Source organism: Lentisphaera araneosa HTCC2155 (genome assembly GCF_000170755.1).
GTDB lineage: Bacteria > Verrucomicrobiota > Lentisphaeria > Lentisphaerales > Lentisphaeraceae > Lentisphaera > Lentisphaera araneosa.
In genome coordinates this window covers 70,840-90,431 of record NZ_ABCK01000019.1, presented here as the reverse complement: position 1 = coordinate 90,431, position 19,592 = coordinate 70,840, and the positions used below count along the sequence as shown (strand labels likewise).

14 protein-coding genes are annotated in these 19,592 nt (G+C 38.1%); 5 read left to right on the top strand and 9 right to left on the bottom strand.

The genetic code is table 11. The features are described from left to right. Positions 1-163 precede the first annotated feature (163 nt). The 5 genes from LNTAR_RS17485 (at position 164) to LNTAR_RS27305 (ending at position 5,068) form a co-directional block, all read left to right on the top strand. Complete coding sequence (locus LNTAR_RS17485) at positions 164-853, top strand: DUF1670 domain-containing protein (protein WP_007280081.1); 690 nt, start codon at positions 164-166, stop codon at positions 851-853. A gap of 155 nt (positions 854-1,008) precedes the next feature. Next, positions 1,009-1,794 (top strand): DUF1670 domain-containing protein, encoded by a 786-nt coding sequence (locus tag LNTAR_RS17480; protein ID WP_007278865.1) that lies wholly within the window; start codon positions 1,009-1,011, stop codon positions 1,792-1,794. Positions 1,795-2,464: 670 nt separating this feature from the next. After that, on the top strand, positions 2,465-4,012 hold the full coding sequence (locus tag LNTAR_RS17475; protein WP_007280080.1) for a DUF1214 domain-containing protein: 1,548 nt from the start codon (positions 2,465-2,467) through the stop codon (positions 4,010-4,012). Positions 4,013-4,478: 466 nt separating this feature from the next. Next, positions 4,479-4,910: a hypothetical protein gene (locus tag LNTAR_RS17460; RefSeq protein WP_007280077.1), complete on the top strand. Its 432-nt coding sequence runs from the start codon at positions 4,479-4,481 to the stop codon at positions 4,908-4,910. 14 nt (positions 4,911-4,924) lie between these two features. Next, positions 4,925-5,068, top strand: coding sequence for a hypothetical protein (locus LNTAR_RS27305; RefSeq protein ID WP_007280076.1), 144 nt, complete (start codon positions 4,925-4,927; stop codon positions 5,066-5,068). Positions 5,069-5,612: 544 nt separating this feature from the next. On the opposite strand, the gene LNTAR_RS27300 is transcribed toward LNTAR_RS27305, so the two are convergent. The 9 genes from LNTAR_RS27300 to LNTAR_RS17425 all read right to left on the bottom strand — a co-directional run bounded on the left by LNTAR_RS27300 (position 5,613) and on the right by LNTAR_RS17425 (position 19,545). Beyond that, positions 5,613-5,786 carry a hypothetical protein gene (locus tag LNTAR_RS27300; protein WP_007280075.1) on the bottom strand — a complete coding sequence of 58 codons (174 nt, stop codon included), beginning with the start codon at positions 5,784-5,786 and terminating at the stop codon, positions 5,613-5,615. Between the two features lie 69 nt (positions 5,787-5,855). Then, complete coding sequence (locus LNTAR_RS17455) at positions 5,856-6,203, bottom strand: cupin domain-containing protein (RefSeq protein WP_007280074.1); 348 nt, start codon at positions 6,201-6,203, stop codon at positions 5,856-5,858. Positions 6,204-6,509: 306 nt separating this feature from the next. Then, positions 6,510-9,494: a glycoside hydrolase family 2 TIM barrel-domain containing protein gene (locus LNTAR_RS17450; protein ID WP_157473663.1), complete on the bottom strand. Its 2,985-nt coding sequence runs from the start codon at positions 9,492-9,494 to the stop codon at positions 6,510-6,512. Positions 9,495-10,106: 612 nt separating this feature from the next. Further along, positions 10,107-11,576: a sulfatase family protein gene (locus LNTAR_RS17445; RefSeq protein WP_007280072.1), complete on the bottom strand. Its 1,470-nt coding sequence runs from the start codon at positions 11,574-11,576 to the stop codon at positions 10,107-10,109. Positions 11,577-11,904: 328 nt separating this feature from the next. After that, on the bottom strand, positions 11,905-12,282 hold the full coding sequence (locus LNTAR_RS26020; protein WP_007280071.1) for an IS3 family transposase: 378 nt from the start codon (positions 12,280-12,282) through the stop codon (positions 11,905-11,907). After that, positions 12,275-12,628: an IS3 family transposase gene (locus LNTAR_RS26015; RefSeq protein ID WP_007280070.1), complete on the bottom strand. Its 354-nt coding sequence runs from the start codon at positions 12,626-12,628 to the stop codon at positions 12,275-12,277. The genes LNTAR_RS26020 and LNTAR_RS26015 overlap by 8 nt, the downstream gene beginning before the upstream one ends. A 173-nt stretch (positions 12,629-12,801) precedes the next feature. Next, the gene (locus tag LNTAR_RS17435; RefSeq protein WP_007280069.1) at positions 12,802-13,887 is read right to left on the bottom strand and encodes a hypothetical protein; all 1,086 of its coding nucleotides are present in this window, start codon (positions 13,885-13,887) and stop codon (positions 12,802-12,804) included. A 713-nt stretch (positions 13,888-14,600) separates the two neighbouring features. Beyond that, the gene (locus tag LNTAR_RS17430) at positions 14,601-16,151 is read right to left on the bottom strand and encodes a sulfatase family protein (RefSeq protein WP_007280068.1); all 1,551 of its coding nucleotides are present in this window, start codon (positions 16,149-16,151) and stop codon (positions 14,601-14,603) included. 106 nt (positions 16,152-16,257) lie between these two features. Further along, a complete protein-coding gene (locus LNTAR_RS17425) occupies positions 16,258-19,545 on the bottom strand; it encodes a DUF7133 domain-containing protein (protein WP_007280067.1) in 3,288 nt (1,095 codons plus the stop codon). Positions 19,546-19,592 lie beyond the last annotated feature (47 nt).

Below are 19,592 nucleotides of genomic sequence, written 5' to 3'. Positions count from 1 at the left end.
AGTTGGCAGATCGGCTGCGCCTGCAGATCGTTCGCAGGCTCACTGCAGTTAAAGACTTATTTCCGATACGGGCGTATACCCGCTAAAGATTTAGGGCTCTAAAAATAGCATGGGACATCCCTTATATTAATTGTGAAAAAGCAAAAACAATAAGGAGTATCCCATGATATCAGATACAATAAATCGTAAAGAAGACAGTAGCAAACGACTTGCGCTCAGAAGTAATACCTCAACCCTGGTTAATGTCATTGTTGAGGGAACCAGTTGCTCACGCTTTGAATCAGAAGTCATAGCCGACAAAGCAGTGGAGGTATTTGGCATCGGCCCATATAGTCCAGACGCCGAACTGCAGCCAGGTCAAATGAAATGGAAGGCAATAAGTGCTTTGGAACCTGCGGGAAAACCTCTAGCAGCTTGTCAATTCAAAATCATCACCCTTACGGTTCACCAGCTTGAGGATGATCAAGAAGTGTATTTGAAGTATGGCCGCTCAGCCAAGCGAGCCAATCAAATTGTTCGGATGTGTGAGGAATGCTATGATCAGGAGTGTTTACTGACTCAGGAAGATTTAGCTTGCATACTGGATTGTGATGTAAAAACGGTGCGCAATGACATTCGTGATTATCAAAAGAAACATGAATGCCTTGTTCCAACCCGGGGAAACAAAAAAGATATCGGCCCAGGTATTACCCACAGAACAAAAGCCATAGAGAAGTTTATCCAAGGTGAATGTCCCGAGGATATAGCCCGTAATATGCAACATTCTCTCAGGGCTATAGAGCGTTATATCACATCTTTTTGTCGTATAGTCCATTATCAAAGCGAAGTTTCTGATACTTTGAAACATCCTTGATCGTAGGTGTTCATTAGCTTTGACCAACAATGCCTTGACCTTCGAGATCAGTATATGAAAACAGCTGCGTACCGTGAGCGCTTGGAAGAAATACAGACTATGGGCACCCGTTTTTGGGAAAGTGTAGACTCTAAAAAAAAGGCTGGGCAATAGACATGAAAGATAAACTCGTTAATAAAAAAGAGTCGAAACCTGAGCCAGCCTGGACTAAAAAGGATTTTAAAGCTGTACTCATGAATTTCTTTCTTCAGCATTGTCCGCAGCTCGGTGGCGAGCTCTTAGTAGAACGTCTTGTTTTAGAGCTCATTAAAACTATTGAAACCTATTATCCCGCAACAGAAAGAATGAAAATGGGACAAGCTTTGTGGTACGCAGTTGATGCCGCAGAAACAGCCGGTTATGGCAAAGCCCTTGAACGATGTAAGCTCGTTCCTGTTGTTTTAGATATGATTCACGATGATGATATTGAAGCGTATTTAGCCAAGGAGAAGAAACGTAAACGCAATATAACGAAGGTTGTTCGAATCTTTGATCAAACTTATCAACAGGGAGGCGTCTTAACCCTTGCTGATGCTGGCGCCATCATGGGGCTTTCTCCAAGTACAATCTCTTCATATCTAAGAGAATATGAAAAAGAACATAACAGATTGGTCCCTCGGCGAGGTACAATTCATGATCTTGGTCCCACGCTGACTCATAAGCGTATTATTTGTATAAAACATTGTTATGAAGGAAAGTCTATTGAACAAACCGCTCGGGAAACAACACACTCAGTTCGAGCTGTTACGCGATATACCAATGATTTCAAAAGAGTTCAGACTTGCTTAAAGGAAGGTTGGAAAGTCGAAAAAATAGCTGCCGCTACAGGATTATCGAAATCTTTGACTCAGGAGTATATAGATCTAATTGAAAATAAACCACAGGAGGAGACAGAAGGCTGATTAAGAGCTAAAATCAACTACAGGGTATGTTCCCTTGCGGGCATAGACCCTTATTTTGTTTCCACCGATTTTAGAATATTTCAATTATGGTGAAACCATTAAACTTTAAGTAGCTTAGGATGAAATCCTAAGACAAACAATGGATAAACATATCCCATGCCTTAAGGTATGGAACTCAGAAGACTTCTTAAACTGTACTGTAATCATCACGCAGAGGCACGGCGACGCAGAGTAAAACCATTACATTATTCCGGATTCAAAATTTATAATTTACCATTCATAATTAACTTTATTGCCCGTCGATGGCTGGCAAGCCTCGCAAGGATGGGGACAGCGTCCCTACACTTCCAACTCAATCCATACTTACGAACCGACCAATTCAAAATTTATAATTAAGCATTCATAATTGACTTTATTGCCCGCCGATGGCTGGCAAGCCTCGCAGGGATGGGGACAGCGTCTCTACACTTCTAAGTCAATCCATACTTACGAACCGACCAATTCATAATTTAAAATTGCTCTTCATTTTTCTCTCGCGAAGGTGCCAAGCCACGAAGTTTTTGCTTAATGCTTAAGTAAAAAAAAGAAATCACCTATTAAAAATATTAAGGGCGTACTTTATTGTTTCCATAATATTTTATCAACTGCTAGGAATTATGGAGATTCATTAATGAAAAGACTACTTACTTTGACAGCTATCACGGCTTCATTGTTATCGACTACATCTATGGCGACAACACCGACTGATCAAAACTTCAACGATACAGGTGACATCCTAGCTCGATCGGCACAACACACTAATATCGTGTACCAAGTTATGGTTCAGCGTGCGACTCAAGCCGCTATCTACTACATGCCTGCAGTTGCTCAGGTCGATTTTATCAAGGCGACTAAGCGAGCTGGTGGTGATTACGATACAGTTAACTTTATAACTAAACCCTTCGGTTCAGACAAAGGATTCCTAACTGCCAACGACACCACAGCCTATGCTTGGGGTTCGATCTCTACCAAGAAAGGCGCCATGGTTGTTGAAGTCCCTCCCATGACTAACCAGATAGACTACTTCGGTTCCTTTATATCAGCTTGGCATGTCCCGATGATCGATGTTGGCTCTAAAGGCGCTGACGAAGGTAAAGGTGGTAAGTATTTATTTCTGCCACCAAACTATGACGGCAAACACGGCACTGTAGATGAACTGAAAGCCAAAGCTTACATTATCGTTCCAAATATGGACGGTTATGATTGTTCTTTCGCGTTTCGTCCGACACTATTGAACGGCGCTACTCACGCATATGCAGGAAAACACGCTAAAAGTATTAAGATTTACTCACTTGAAGAAGCTCTTGCGGATAAGGTTGAAGCTACTGAGTATTTGGATGCGACTGATCTCGCCTACGACTGTCTTCCCTATTATAATATGACTTTCATTGAAGACATCAACGATGTAGTACAAAATAATCCCATACGTGAAAAAGATCGTGCTATGTACTCAATGCTGCAAAGCATCGGCATCAAAAAAGGAGAAGAGTTTAAGCCAACAGCCATTCAGAAGAAAGCTGCACTCGAGGGTTTAGAACTTGCTTACTCATACATGCAGAAGAAGTTCGTCACTGAGGGTGAAACGGTTGCTCCACTCTGGGTTAAAGATGGCAAAAAGCTATCTGAATGGTCCTTCTGGAATTTTGGCGCGCAAGCACAACTTGGCTTCCCCTTCGAAGATGGTGAAGAAATCCTAATCGATAAACGTGCCGCCTCATACTTTTATGTTACCTTCCTACCGAACAAATTGGGCGGTGCCACATTTTATTTAACGGGACTACGCGATTCTGATGGTAACTTGCTTAACGGTAAAGATACTTACAAACTGAATGTTCCTGCGGATGTCCCTGCTAAAGATTTTTGGTCAGCAATCGTATACAATATGGAGACTAAGAACTTCAACCGTGGTGTGGATCGTGTTGGTGCTTCGACTAAAGATCTAGATAAGATGGTAAAGAATGCAGATGGTTCGGTTGATGTTTATTATGCTCCTAACTTGGACAAAGTTCCAAAAGGCTACGAAGCTAACTGGGTGACTACAAAGAGTGCTACAGATGCTAGTGATTGGTTTTTTCTCTTCCGTCTCTACCGTCCAGAAACTAAAGACTGGTTCAAAACTTGGATACTAAACGACGTCGAAAACATTTCTAAAAATAATGATTATTTAGCTCTAGGATAACATAGATGTCAGAACAGTACTCAAATATAAAATGTTCGAATTGTCAAAGTTTGAAGACCAGAGTGATTCATCCAATCAATTCACGCCCTAGTAAAAGTGGGGTCTTATTTATTGGCTGGTTTTATCTACTTTTTCAGTGTGCCTTTTCGAAGAGTAAACTCATTTGCGATAGCTGTAATCACGAAGAGGCTTATAGTACAGTTTTATCTTGGCTCGCTCTATTTTCTTTGTTTTTCTTGATCATTATTATATTTAACAGCAATTGATAAATAGATGAAAAAGAAGAGTTTTAAAAGACATTTATCTGAGATTTTTTTGAAGCAGAATTTTGCTGAATTGAGCAAAGAGGATAAAAAGAAAGAACTCAAAGCTTGTTTTATCAATGATCTTAAATGGTTTTTACTCGCGACAGCATTTGTTTTGTGCATCTATTTATTAATACACTTTATTTAAAAAAGACTTAATTATGAAAACATTTAAAAAGATATTAAAATGGCTAGCTATTAGTTCTATGGCTCTCGTCTTGATCTTTGTTGCCCTCTTTATTATCAGCTTTACCTATTCACCCGAAGATATGGGAAAGAATCAAGCCTCGGTGGACTGGTTGCCAAGTTCGGCGTCAGAAATCAATTTTTATGAACGCGGTGGCTTCGGTTGGATAAAAACGTATAACTGTAAGATGAAGAAGAATGACTTCATGAAGTTTGCCGATGATAATGGCTGGGAGCTCAAAGAAGATAAGTTTGAGCAGCGTTTCAGGCAATACAATATTAGCGAAGAAGACATCATCGTTAAGCATGCTTTAAGCTATAGCAAAGTTTTTGCTAATAGTGGTGGGACTCGCGTCGTCTATGATATAGAAAATGAAAAACTCTACGTCTCCCTTAGTCAAAGGTAAACAAAGGAATTAAAATGAAACTCAAGTTATTGATTATTAGCCTTTTAACATTTAGTAGCTCGACACTACTTGCAGTTGAAAGTCCAGCAACGAAAACTTTGAAAATACGTTCACAAGACTTACAGCCAACCATTACTCAAGTCTCGGATTCAGTCTAGCAAGAGCCAAATTATATTTCCTAAAAGGCTCATTCTATAGTTTCACTGGCTTCCAAATCGACGATGGTTCGCGAGACTCGCAAAATGCTTCGGTAGTTATGAAGGATAATAATTTAGCTGAGGAAATTCAGCTTTATTCACAAATGTTCATTTCTATTGATAAGCATTCAAATTAAAACTGATTTAATCAGAGCAAAGAAAAAGCACTTACATCGCTGTAAGTGCTTTCTTGTTTTCGAGTGGGCCCTGAGGGACTTGAACCCGCGACCGTCCGATTATGAGTCAGTTTTTCGGATTACTTTGTAGTCTTTTTTTTACAATTTTTAGCAATTCCTTACTTAATCGGTAGCCTGTGCATATCACTTCATGTCGGTGCATGAAAAAGCAAAGTGCTACAAAAGTGCTACAGTTGCATCAAACAAAATAGAGCTTCAGAATTAATCCTCTAACATCACCCGTCGGCCCTTTTTAATAAGTCTGTATTCGTGCGGTGCCGTGGATGTCTTTGCCAGTTTTGAGTACGTTTCGGTATTCATGTGGACTACTAATTCGGTCTACGCGTATTAGCATAACTGGCAACTATCCATTGATCTACATCTATTACAAGGTTTCCTACTTCTTCAATTGCAAGGAGTAGTTTCTCTAGAGGTACATCAAATATAGATGCCCACCCCTTTAGGTTTTTACTGTCTGTAATATCTATACTAACTAAATTCATATTTATTCTCCTTCTATGATCAGATTTTATCTTGTACGAACTTTGACCAGACTATTTCATACTTGATTTTCAGTCAAAATATTCATCGTTAGGATCAAATGCAGGTATAGGGATATTAAGTATTTTCATTTTACCTACAGCTCTGTGTCTACAACCAGGTTTGATAAAAATAGTATGCAAGGGTTTTATAGGAACTTTGGCGCCATCTAGCTCCATGTAGGCATTACCCTCAACCTCTAAAATGACATATATCTCAGTCATTTTTTTATGGTAATGTACTTTTGCATCTTCACTAATATCAACGAGGTGTATTGAAGCTATTTTATTCTCAGGCATTACAAAGGCACGTTTTGTCAACCCGCATGGACAGCTGACCGCATCAAGGTTTTCAAAGTTTTCAATCATGTAGTTCTTCATATATTTCCCTTTATCCTTACTATATCGATCTAATGACTGAGCTTATCTATGATGATTATAAAATCATAAGAATATATCATTTTGGGTACCTAGTAAAATCCTTAGTAAGGGTCCATTTCATTACACCCGAAAAGACTAGAGTTCTTTTGATTGATGTTGAGTAGCAGCTATGGAGCCTCTATTGCAACCCCATTTTAGGGGATGGTGGATTAGATCCGACTCGATGTAAAAGTCACTTAACCGACTATATAAAACGGATGACTTCTAATATGAAACATAGCTTTGAACCCCAATCATATACTTAAATTACTTCACAACTATCTCATCAATATATGGACTTCTGTTTTCGATAGACGTCAAACGAATGGTATTTGCGCCTTTCTTCAGAGGGATTTTCACCCAGGACTTAGCGTAATTCGTGCCATGTCGAGTGACTGGAAAGAAGACTTTTGCTTTAATAACTTCACCATTTACCGTGAGTTTTAAGTAGCCCCCCTCCTGATCTTTTACGGCATGCCTATAACGAATTGCTAAGTTCACATCGCCAGCATCGCCATCATTTTCTTGATACCACTCAACGTAGCCGCCTATACTCTTTCCAAAGTCTATATAACCTTTACCATTAAACCAATTACCTCTAGTCGAAACTTTAACACCATTGAACTCTGCATCTTCGGCTTGCTCTCCACCACCCACTACAAGAGAATCTTCTACACTGCCCCAATACAAACCTTCATCATCAGAAAACTTTTCACTCATGCTAAACAGCAAGCGCTGGCCATCATAAACATAGGCTCGGACAGTTGTATCCTGCTCCACTAAAAAGGGTTTAGTGTAGAGGGTTTTAGGTTTAGTACCATCTATTGAATAGTAGATTTTGACATCGAAATCTTTTTTCTCTCCCTGAAGTGTAAGCAACTTATTATCGATACTAATTTCATTGGAAGTCATGAGTTGTTTTTCTCCACAGATCGCTGCTACGACAACATTTATATCACCTTTTTCAGATGTCTTTTTTAGGAACGCACGTCCTCGTCCAAAAAAGGTCGTCCTAGATGTCTTCCCATAGTTACTTTCTGTATTAATTGGATTACCACTTTCTAAGGAAAGAAGGCGTGCTGGACCCTCAACATAATAATGAATACGATTTTCTGCGTAAGGATTTAGCTCACCCTTTTTATCCAGTTGTTCTACTGTAACAACAGGACATTCGTCACCTGTTGTGCTCAACTTAAGTTGAGATGGAACGCCAGCGGTAGAGTGCGAAGTTCGTAAAATTTCTTTACCCTCTTTATAGGCTACAGCAGTGATAGTACCTGGTTCCCAAGGAACCATCCACTCACATTGCATTTCGTCCCACTTTCTTCCAGGCTTATCTTTTCCTAGTGAGATACCATTGAGAAAAAGCTCTACTTCATCACAATTGGAATAGACCCATACCGGAATTTCCGTACCCAATTCCATTTTAGGGTGCGTCCAATGCGGCAAAATATGAACCATGGGTTCTTGGGTCCATTGACTCTGATAAAAATAATACAGATCTTTTTTAAAGCCCGCTAAATCAAGTGCCCCGCCCATAAAGGCACGGAAGGGCCAGCCACCATGTACATATCCAGCTTCTCCTATATAATCGAAACCAGTCCAACGAAAGTGTCCACTATACCACGGTGTATCACGCATTAACTCCCAGTTTTTCCGGGCAGTAACCCTCACCATGGCATTATCGTAGGAGGAATTAAAAAACTGTTTACGATTTTCACGGTCATGTGGTTTAATACCATAGTAAGTAAAAATTTCCTTCTCAGTCAAATCTGGACAAGGGAATGGCTTATGTCGTTCATTCGGATAACCATCACGAAACCAAGTTTTAGTTCGGTAAAAGCCTCTGACCTGCCAAGTATGTGGGGCTTCCGTGGAGACAAATGGTTTATTCGGAGGTAACTGTTCAAAAAACTTCATGCTTTCACTAGCACCGTTGACGCCTAATACATCCATTTCCTCATCTCCGGAATGACCCGATGTCGTTAAGCGATAGGGATCCATTTCACGACATATTCTAACAAGATCCTTTGCTACCTCACCCTTAGTTTCATTTCCTAAACTCCAGATAAAAACACTAGGGTGATTACGATCGCGCTTTAACCAGGAACGCAAGTCTCGTTCCCACCAATCATTAAAAGCCTGTTTACCATAATCTTGCTGAGCTTTCTCTTCCCAACCATCAAATATTTCATCCATTACCAGTATGCCTATTTCATCACATAGATCATAAAAAACTGGTGTCTCCGGATTATGTGCTAAGCGAATCGCATTACATCCCATATCTTTTAAAAGTTGAATCTTCCAACGTTTTAACTCATCTGGTATTGCTGCCCCCACTGGTCCTGCTTCCAAGTGGTCACTCACACCTAATAATTTTATATTTTTACCATTGAGCCAAAAGCCTGTTTTTACATCCCATTTAATCGTCCGTATTCCAAAGCGAGTTACTACTTTATCACTTACTTTATTATCCACAGAAATCGTAGTAACGACTTTGTACAGGTTTGGGGCTGTTATATCCCATAACTGAGGTTGAGAAAGCAAAAAACTTTGTTTTTGAATCATTTTATTATGGGCTGCTATTTTCACTAACTGTGACTTTTCTGCCACTTTCTTCCCGTTGGGGTCCAACACAACAGCTTTAACTTCAGCGGTCACTGCGTTAGATGAAGTATTTAAAACCTCGCTTTCAACCACCACATCAGCTTGCTGTTTAGTGATCTGGGGGGTCGCAACCCAAACACCATCTTTTGCTATGTGCACAGCATCAGTATAAACCAAATTTACATGACCGTAAATTCCGCAACCATGATACCAGCGAGCCGATGGCTCATGACTATTATCAACACGAACGGCTATTACATTATGTCTAGGTTTTAGGTATTTGGATAAATCATAGCTAAAGCTAATATAGCCATAAGGTCGCTTACCTAAATAATGACCATTAATCCAGACTTCACTATTCATATAAACCGCATCGAAATCAATTCTCACACGCTTAGTTGAACTTATTTTCGGTAGATCGAACTCTTTGCGATACCAAGCTATCCCACCCGGTTTATAGCCTCCGCGGTCACCCTGAACGGCATCTTCAGAGTATACCGCCTCAAAAGCCCAGTCATGAGGTAAGTCAACTGCGTCCCAAGCAAGATCATTAAAATCAGATTCAATCGCTTGTCGGTTATCTGATAAGTTAAACTTCCAGTCTTTATTAAAAGGCACTTTTTGGCCTTGTGTAATTAATGCCATCCACAAAACGCAGAATGAAAATAAATGAAATATAGAATGATTATACAAACTGAACTCCTTATAATTTTATATAAAGAGTACACAAGAGCGAAATCATATTGACACGAATTCTACTTTTTTTCTGAAAAAAATAAAGTACTACAGACACTTACCTTCTTATTGAGCCTTTGATTCTTAAAATCACGTTTGTCATTACTGAAGTTAAGGCTGGCACCCCACACCTGGGTACCTGCACCAATTTCATCACTGTAAATATCACGATAAATAACTTATGACAATACACTTGCAGCTACCATTATCATTCACAGTATTACAATTTTCAAATCCATGTCTTCTGAACTTTTTGAACAGACTCATCAGCTGTAGCTAATCTTACCTTTTTTGAAACTTCCCCAATAAAATAAAAAAATCCAACCAAAACTATCTTGTATCGGGTCAATTTACCTTTACAATTAAGGTCTGCTAAAGGCCAAAAAACTACTGCCGATTACGCTAAATCGTAGTAAGCCCTAAACCTACGAATCGCCTTATCTCGAGTCCGAGGATAAGGCTTAGGTCAGTGCTTATTCAATCCACTAATATTCGGAGATATCAAAATTTAAAATACTCGCTTCACTTTTTCTTTTTTCTTGGAGTATGGCCCATATAAATATCCACGGGTGTTGTATTTTGTTGCTTTTCACCAGGTGTACTACGTCCATCATCAACATATTTTTGCAAAAGCTTAGTTAATCGACTAACTATTTCAGGATACTGTAAAGCAAGGTTTTTTTGCTCCTTAATATCATTTTTTAAATTATACAAAGCAGGTACTTTAGTTAGAATTAGCTTCCATTCATTATGACGAATAGCTAGCCCACCACGACCATTTTTATGTATAAAAGACTCCCAAATGGGCTTTTTGTTTAAACTCAACATGGCTGGTAAATTTGACACACTATCTTCTCCTGCATTATCGGGAAGTTCAGCACCTACTATTTCGGCACAAGTAGCCAAAAAACCCACTTGACTTACCGGAGTATCATTTAGAGCACCTGCCTTCACCTTAGCAGGCCATTTAACGATATATGGAACACGGTGGCCTCCTTCAAAAAGACTTCCTTTATATCCACGAAATATATAACTCGGATAATGACCCTTAGTCTGAAAGGCTTCATGTCCAATATACGTAGCACAACCATTGTCACTACTAATAATTACGAGTGTATTATGCTCGATATCATTATCTTTAATCGCCTTAATTACTTGCCCTATTCGATAATCTGTCTCCATCACGAAATCACCATAGAGCCCAAGTGATGATTTCCCAATAAATTCATCCGCAGGTGCACAAGGCGTATGAGGAGACGTCAACGAGAAGTAAAGAAAAAATGGTTTTTCTTGTTTTGAGAGCTCACTAATTTTTGCAGTTGTTTTTTGAGTAAGCTCAGTTAAAACATTGTTTACTTTGAATTTTGGTTCGATAGGCCCCGGACGACCATGACGATCTATACCCTGATTAAAGCTTAGATCAATATGCTCCGTAGGCTCACCAACAGCTCGATCATTTTCAATATAAATATAGGGAGGAAAATCTAAGGATGCACTTATCCCATAAAAATAGTCGAACCCATTGGATGTAGGTGTTTTTTTTATGGCTCTGGAATAGTCTATTTTTTTATTGTTTTTAGAATTTAATGCCCAGTTCATTCCTAAATGCCATTTCCCAATCATTGCTGTATTATAGCCATTTTCCTTAAGGAGCGAAGCTACTGTCATACGACCATCTTCTATTATAGCCTTTTTATAACCCGTCAAAACACCTTTTTTCAAAGAACTCCTCCAACTGTAACGCCCTGTCATCAAACTATAGCGAGATGGCGTACAAACTGATGCACTCGAATGGCAGTCAGTAAAGATCATTCCTTGCTGAGCAACTTTATCAATACTTGGAGTCGATATTAAACCATTAGGATTTAGGCAAGAAACATCACCATAACCTAGGTCATCCGCATAGATATAAACAATATTTGGCAACTTGTCAGTATTTGCAAAAAGAAAGCTTGTACTCATAAGTACTAAACTCAAGATAAATTTATTCATATTTTTTTACTCTTCTACTTATTTTAGTTTAATGACAGTTTACTTTTTTGGTATTCTGGCACTATGTATTTTCAATCAAAAATTTAAACACAGTTCAAACTCCTAAAGCGGAGTCTATGCCTACTCTATTGATCCTAATATCCATAAAAAAGAACCTCTGTATAAGAGGTCATTTTCTCTACACTTAATTATTAAGCTTTTTTAATTTTTAATCCTTTGAAAGGATAGTACACAAGGCTTAACTGATTCTTACACGAAAACATAAAAAACTGTCATCCAGCGAAAGTGGAACTCACCCCGTTTTACGAACGGTCAGTTAAGTAACTTTTTAGCTTGCTAATTGCTGTTCATATTGGTTTGGACTTAATCCACCAACAAAAGAATGTGGTCGATAAGAGTTGTAGAATATCTCAATATACTCAAAGATACAACTTCGGGCTTGAGGGACGTTATCATATTTGGTGAGGTAAACCTCTTCTTTTTTCAAAGATGCGAAAAAAGATTCTGCACAAGCATTGCCCCAACAATTAGCTCGTCGACTCATACTTTGCTGTACATCAAAACCTTTCAATAAACTCTGAAAATCATGACTTGCATACTGGCTTCCTCGATCAGAGTGATTGATCAAACCCTTAGGCTTTCCTCGGCCTTGCCAAGCCATCATAAATGAATCAATTACTAGCTGCCTAGTCATTGTCTCAGCCATGCTCCACCCTCCTATCTTTACGTGAATATAAATCAATCACTACCGCAAGATATAGCCAGCCTTGAGCGACTTTGATGTATGTAATATCTGAACACCACAAGGTATTGATTTTTTTAGGCTTAAAATCTCTCTTAATCAAATTAGGACAAATTGGTCGTTCATAATTTGAATCAGTTGTTATTTTAAATTTCTTTTCTGCTTTGGAGCGAATATTATTCTCTTTCATAAGCCTAGTAACTCTTTTATGATTACAATGGAAACCTTCTTCTTTGAGCTTAGATATCACATTTTGAGAGCCAAATATCTGCTTGCTTTCATTGTGTATGTTGAAGCAGCTGATTGACATAATGACTCTTTCTATGGTAGGAAAGAAATCAATATTCAATCAGCTGCTATTTTTTCATAGAGGATATATCAACACTGCCTTATTTATATTAGATGGTTTTTACAGCAAACTTCGAAGAACCTTACATTTTTATGTAAGAGGGATAAAGGCAATAGGTTTCTATCGTGAAAACGTTACATCATCTCTGGCTTAAGCAATAATTGGATCTGGGTGCCATTAATTTTTTCTATAGTGAAGTAATATAATTTCTGATCTTCTAAAATGACTTGGCTCATGCCCTTCAAGCCATTCGTGTTGATTTGATCCCAATTCCATAGAGAGCTTAAGCTGTTATCATCAAGTTGATAAAAACTATTTTGTTTTACATAAAAAAATGACGCTTGTACCCCCTGATTCGTGGGCTTGAGTCTCAATGATAATTTATTGCCTAGTCCATCACGCTCTGAGGTGAACTTGAACTGAGCTTTGCCGTCACAAGAAACGACCGCTGTTTTTAGTTCTTTATCCTCGATCCACTCGCCTTGCTTTTGTCGAATGCGAGCCTGGTAGGAAAATTTATATTGTACTGCTGGCATCAAGGTGATTTCTTTTAAATCAATCATGCCATTGGCCTGCGGATCAATTTTAAATTCTTGACTTATGTAACCTGGTGCGCTCATTTTCATGAAGTAGGGGATTCGGGATAAACCTTTAAATTCCACACTTTGACCAGATAGGATCTTTTTGTTTTTTATCTCGAGCTGTACAGTCGCATCAGCGCTATTACCATGATCCTGCCATAAATAATCATTATTGCTAATAAATAAAGCGCAGGTGAGCGACGCTTTTTGATCTTCGTTGCCAATGAGAATTACCCGTGACTTCAAATCTCGTAAATCCTTATTTTCGGCTTTTTCAAAAGTAAGGTGACCAAGATCGTATGTGTTGATTATATGTTTCTCTTGTGGGATAGCGGGCTTCGGTAAATTATAGGCCTCCAAAGCTTGGTAGCCATGAGCGTAAAACATTAACTTACGGCCGAAGTAGAGTGGTGTACAAAAACTGCTATCAGAACGGAAAGGTATACGGCTTGACACCTTAGCATCGGTGGGCTTTGCGATGTGTCCAATAATAACATCTCCGCGACCACGCCAGATGCGTGTGATAAATTGCGTTGCATTATCGACAGACTTCTCTGCTTCATAAACTTTATGTTCATCACTGGCATGCATTTCACTGCAAACCATCATCGCGAACAAGGTTAAAGACATTAGCTTCATATTTAGGTCTCCTTTTTATATTAATGGGGTCTACTTTAGGGTCTAGTGCACTATCAAGAAGTAACTGACCTTTTAATTTTTCTGAGTCAACTGAATGACATTTATAACACTGTTCTACTAGTACTGGTCGAAATTTATCTCAAAAAAAACTTCTATCAGCTGAAGTAATCGATTCTGCAGACGTCACTAATGACAGTCCCACTAGATACATAAATACAATTTCCCTCATCTGTTCACCACATTATCCTTATATAAGTTTTATAAAACTAGTTTAATCACTATCTTTGAGCCAAAATCAAACATGGCTAATAATAAAATTAAGGAACACGCTCAGTAAAAGATCAGAGGGTATTTACCTTGATAGATTCTCTAGTTTTTATGACTTTAATAATTAGTACACGCGAACTACTAACATACTGACAACTCATCTGAATTATTTATCATGAGATATAATATAATAAACAGAGGCGGGCTCTATAGACTTTAAAATCTATTTGGCTATAAAGGCTTTATAACAACTAAATAAAATGAGGTAAAAATACTAAAACCGTAAATTTATCTACGATAAAATCACTGGATTGGAACAAATATGTACCATGATTTTTACTCAAAGATCACTGAATTAGATAAAAGCCCGACAATCCTAGCTCCTTAGAATTATATTTTCTATGCGGAAGTAAGGACTTACAGTTTAACTCAAAAAAGCTTCTATTTCATTTTTGTTGTTGCTTGATTTCAAGTGTGACTTTTTTGCTTAATTGCTGTGATTTCATAAGCTTACCTCGTTTAAAGTCACTGATGATTTCAGGCTTATTTACTTTCAGCCAATCCCAAACAACCTTAGCTTTCACGGTACCTGGTTGTCGTTTATTTAAATCCTTAAGTCCAAAATCAACATTATTTTGTTTCCAGCCTGCTTCTCTTTCACGCATTGTTGCAAGTACACGTTTATATTCAGGGTTATTCGCTAGATTATTTATTTGATGTGGATCACGTTCTATATCATAAAGCTCTTCTACTTGCTTATTTTCTTCAAAGAAAGCTTTTTCATTTACCTTCAATTTACCTTTATCTTTTAGGTCTCTCATAACATGAACCGCAGGTCGATTCAAATCTAAATAAGCCTGTTTTGCATCTAACGAAACTTGCGGCATGTAGTTTTTAATATAAGCAAACTTCTTATCTCTGATTAATCGTGAACATTCATCCACTTCATCCCATATATCACGTGCAGAATGTATGAATTCTTTCTTACTTGTCACAGGTTTTCCGATAAAGGGAGTTCCTGTCATGTAGTCTGGAACTGCTGAACCAGAAAGATCCACTATTGAAGCTGTTATATCTAAAGTACTAAGAAGATCATCATTCAGCTTACCCGCCTCAACTAAGCCAGGCGCCCAAACGATTAGAGGAACCCTCACCCCTGGATCATATAAGTAGCCTTTCCCACGTATATTACAGCGACCATTATCACCAATGAATATAATAATTGTATTATTATAAAGACCTTTAGATTTAAGATCTTCCATCAATAAACCCACTTCCATATCCGCATATTCAATTGTATCTAAATAACATGCCCAATCATATCTGATTTCTGGTGTATCTGCCATGTAGGGTGGGAGTTCTATTTCATCTAGTTTGACAGGGGCCTTCGATTTATCACGAATATCCGCCCACCAGTCACCCCTATGAGTTACTTTTAATTGTATATGATTATAAAAAGGTTGATCATCGCTCGTAAAGCTAAGTTTTTTATCAAAGAGACCAAATTTCGAAACACCATCATACTCACCAAATGTATCTACCTTAAAATTACAGTCTACTTTCATACCATAATTAAAGACTTTTTCATGACCCAGTATTGCTGTGTAACCTTGCTCTCTCAACCAATAAGTCATTGGCATTAATGGTGTTGGTAAAGGTTTATCACGGTTACTTCTGTGATGTTGTGCATCAAAGGTGTTTTGGCTCGCCCCCACCATCATTGCAGAACGACTGGGTGAACATATAGAATTTGTGACGAAGCAGTTCGTGTAAAGAGTGCCCTCTTTAGCAAGTCTATTTAAATTGGGAGTCTTTACACCTTTCATGCCATAACACTCTAAGTCTTGGCCTATATCTTCCGCCATCACCCAAATAATATTGTAGGGTTCTGTTTTAGCTTCCACAGTACAAATCAAACTTAATATGCTGAAAAAAACAAAGATATTTAGTCTTATAGACTGATTAATTTTTATTCTACTTAACATTTTTTTACCCATTCTTTATATTTTTTCTAAATCTAAAATCTATGCTTAATTATAGTCTTCATTAGCGAATAAAACGTGAGCTAAATCGCATTTAAAAACTGTTCAACTCATCTTTTATTTAGTGCTTATTTAGCTTTTTTAGCTTTTTCAAAGTTTTTAAATACGCTAAGATGTCACGTAGCTCATGTTTTTTTAGCAAGAACTTCATAGGGGGCATAGTTGATATTGGTTTTTGACTTGTCTCAATATCCATTCGATTGATCTTGCGTAATTCATCTCCAATTTTAATACTTAAATAATTGGGCGTTTCCTTCATCAATATTCCACTGAGATGATCACCTGACTTTAAAGTCAGGTTAATGATTCCATAGCCAGATGCTATCTTTGCTCCAGGCTCTACCAATGATTGCAAGAGGTAAGTTGAATCAAACTTCCTAGCTATTTGACTCAGATCTGGCCCTGCATCGCCTCCAACAGAATTGACGGTATGACAACGTAAGCATTGAGCTGTTGGATGAGAATTAAACAAGCTCTTACCTTTATCGACGCTGCCTCCTTCCAAACATTCCATAAACTCCTTTATATCATCGTTAAGAGATGACTTATTACGGAAGTCTGTCACTGATTTATTCATGCCGTATTTGTCTGCTAATCTAAAAAGCTCCAGTTGGGCTTCCTCTGGGAACGTACCTTCTTCAAAGCGTGAAAACACTTCGTGAATAAGGTTTTTAGCTACATTGCTAGGAAGTAACTCTACCATTTCTAAGGATTTTTGAAGCACCCTTGGTTCAGCTTCTTGTAACAAGCGCTTAAATTCTTCAGCAGCTAATGGGCTATCATTTGAAGCAATAACCATTATCGCCTCTAAAGCTAAAAGGTTATTAGCTCTGGCAAGATTTTTTATCGTAGGTAAATAACTGGAATCTTTGGCCACTAAATGAAGCGCCGAAATACGTGTATTTTCGTTTATTTTGCTATTACGTAAAACGTCTGCAAGCAGCTTATTAGGCAGGTCAATTTTAAACCTCTGGGCAAGTTTAAGAAACTCAACCTGTAAAAGTTCATCTGAATCTGTAAAGTGTTTAAAAATGATAGTTCTGAGCTGTGTTCGTATATTGGGTAGCGTTCGTACTCCAAGGTCATAGTACAAACCATTTGATTTATCAATTTTCTTAGGTTTGTTCCAATTGTTAATTATATCTACAGCGATGAGTTTCTGTCTTTGACTTGTACGAGAACTTAATAAAAACTGCATGATATTTTCAACGTTTTTATCTGTACCCAATTGATTATTTAAATTAATTAATCGCGATACTGTTAAGTCATTAAACAAATGAACATCATTACTCACAAGTTCGTCTGCAGCCAATTTTTTAAGATTATTCAATGCTGATTTTTTAATTAATAAAATCGCTTCTTCCCTTAGATCTAGAGATGGATCCTGTAAATATAATGCCATTTTCGCTGAATTTTTACGGGCGAGGGCTAAAAGAATTACCATTCTTACTGAACTTAATTCATCTTTAGAATAGCTAACTAGTTTATCTTCCGAAGCACTCGTCAATGCCATGACGTAAGAATGCCTTTGAAAAGGATCCAATTCAGAGTTAGTTCGAATTTGCTCAATGATCAGTTCGACCATGCCAGAGTTATGAATTTTTGACAAGGCTATAGCTATTGATGTTTGGACGTAGGGTGATGCATCATTTAGAAGTGCTTTTATTTCTTCTAATTTAAATAAGTAGCCAATGTCACCCAGGCAGCTGACTGCCACATTTCGAACTTGTGCTTCTGAATGCTTTAATGCCTCAACTAATGCAAAAGTTGCTTTTGAGTTTTTTTCAAGCCGAGCAACTATCCCCAATCCCCAGGTCGCATGCATTGCTTTAGGTGAATCACCTACTTTAAGACTCTTTGAAAGAATACTTATCTCCTTACGTTGAGCTAACTCAATAGAAGCTCGGGTACGGATACGCATATCTTTTGAGGACAGTAGGTTCGCTAGTTCTTCAGAAGAAATAGTGTTAAAACCTTTTGCAAGAACAGCTTTTACTTTTGCTGCTTCCTGTTTCAAATTCGATTCGCGTGATCGAAGACTAATGATTCCACTATCTTTTGGTCGTACCCACCCTTCACCGTAATTAAGAAGGTGCAATTCACCATTAAGCCCAAACTCTAAATCAGAGACTGTGAGCCCAGAAGAAAAAACCTTTGCTTCATTCATCGAAAAACTTGCCCCTTTGGGACTAAGCTTGAATGAGTGCACTTTACAATTTGCTCTACCGCCTACATAATCAGCCAGAAAAAACGTATCTAAGTATTGCGTATTCAGTCCTGTTCCTGGATTATAAGTAAAACCACTCGGTCCACTGCTAATAAAGCCAATCGGTGGAAGATGGTATTCTCTTACATTCCCTTCTGTTTCCCACATATTTTCTTCATTCCAAGGCTTAAAAATACCCGTTAGATCCCCGGGATAAACGCTTGAATAAAAACTATGCATAAACTGAAGTCCAGAATCCCAACCACTATCGCCTTGCTCTATGCAGTAGACGACGCGAGCTTTATCTCCCATATCCGCGTTATTATCTACAGTAAATAATTGCCCCGAAGAGTTAAAGGCAAGTTCTTTTGGATTACGCAAATTGTGATAAAAAATCTCTAAGTCACTACCATCAACTTCCATTCTAAAAACGGCACCAGATGATACATCTTTTAGCACCTTGCCTTCTTTAGTTTTTAAGTTGAAACCACGATCACCTACCGTAAAATATAATCTACCATCTGGGCCAAGAATACAGCTATTAAGGTCGTGTCCCCAAAAGTTGTACCTAACGCCAAAACCATCTTGAAGCACTACTTTTTTATCCGCTTCACCATCTTTATTATGATCCTCTAAGCTCCAAATATTGGGAATACATGAAAAATATATTTTCCCTAATCCAGCAAAAACTCCACTTGCATTGCCATCCAGTGGATGATTAAAACCATCTGCAAATACTTTCACTGAATCAGCTTTACCGTCATCGTCATAGTCTTCAAGTAATTTTACGACTTCACTCACCTCGTTGAATTTTGTATAGTCATTTTTATGTTGCCATTTTTTCAACATAGCCATACGGTCTTCATTACTCTGACTAGCATTATCATCCAGCAGCCAATAACGGTTTTTACGGTTGCCAAAATTGCCGTTATTACCTAGACGCCATGCTTCAGTTACAAAAAAACGTCCCTGGTCATCTAAACAAAATGATGAGGGGCTTTTTATATCATTCGGGCGTGTCAAAACTTTAGCTTCCAAGCCTTTTTGTATTTTAAGGCCTGGATAAGCCGGTGACGGAATCGTGTCTGCGAAACAAAGTGAAATTAAGCTTGTACTTAATAAAAAAAGTGTAGTCCTTATCATTTGCATACCTTATTGTTTACAATTGTCTATTAGCTTCTTTAAGTATG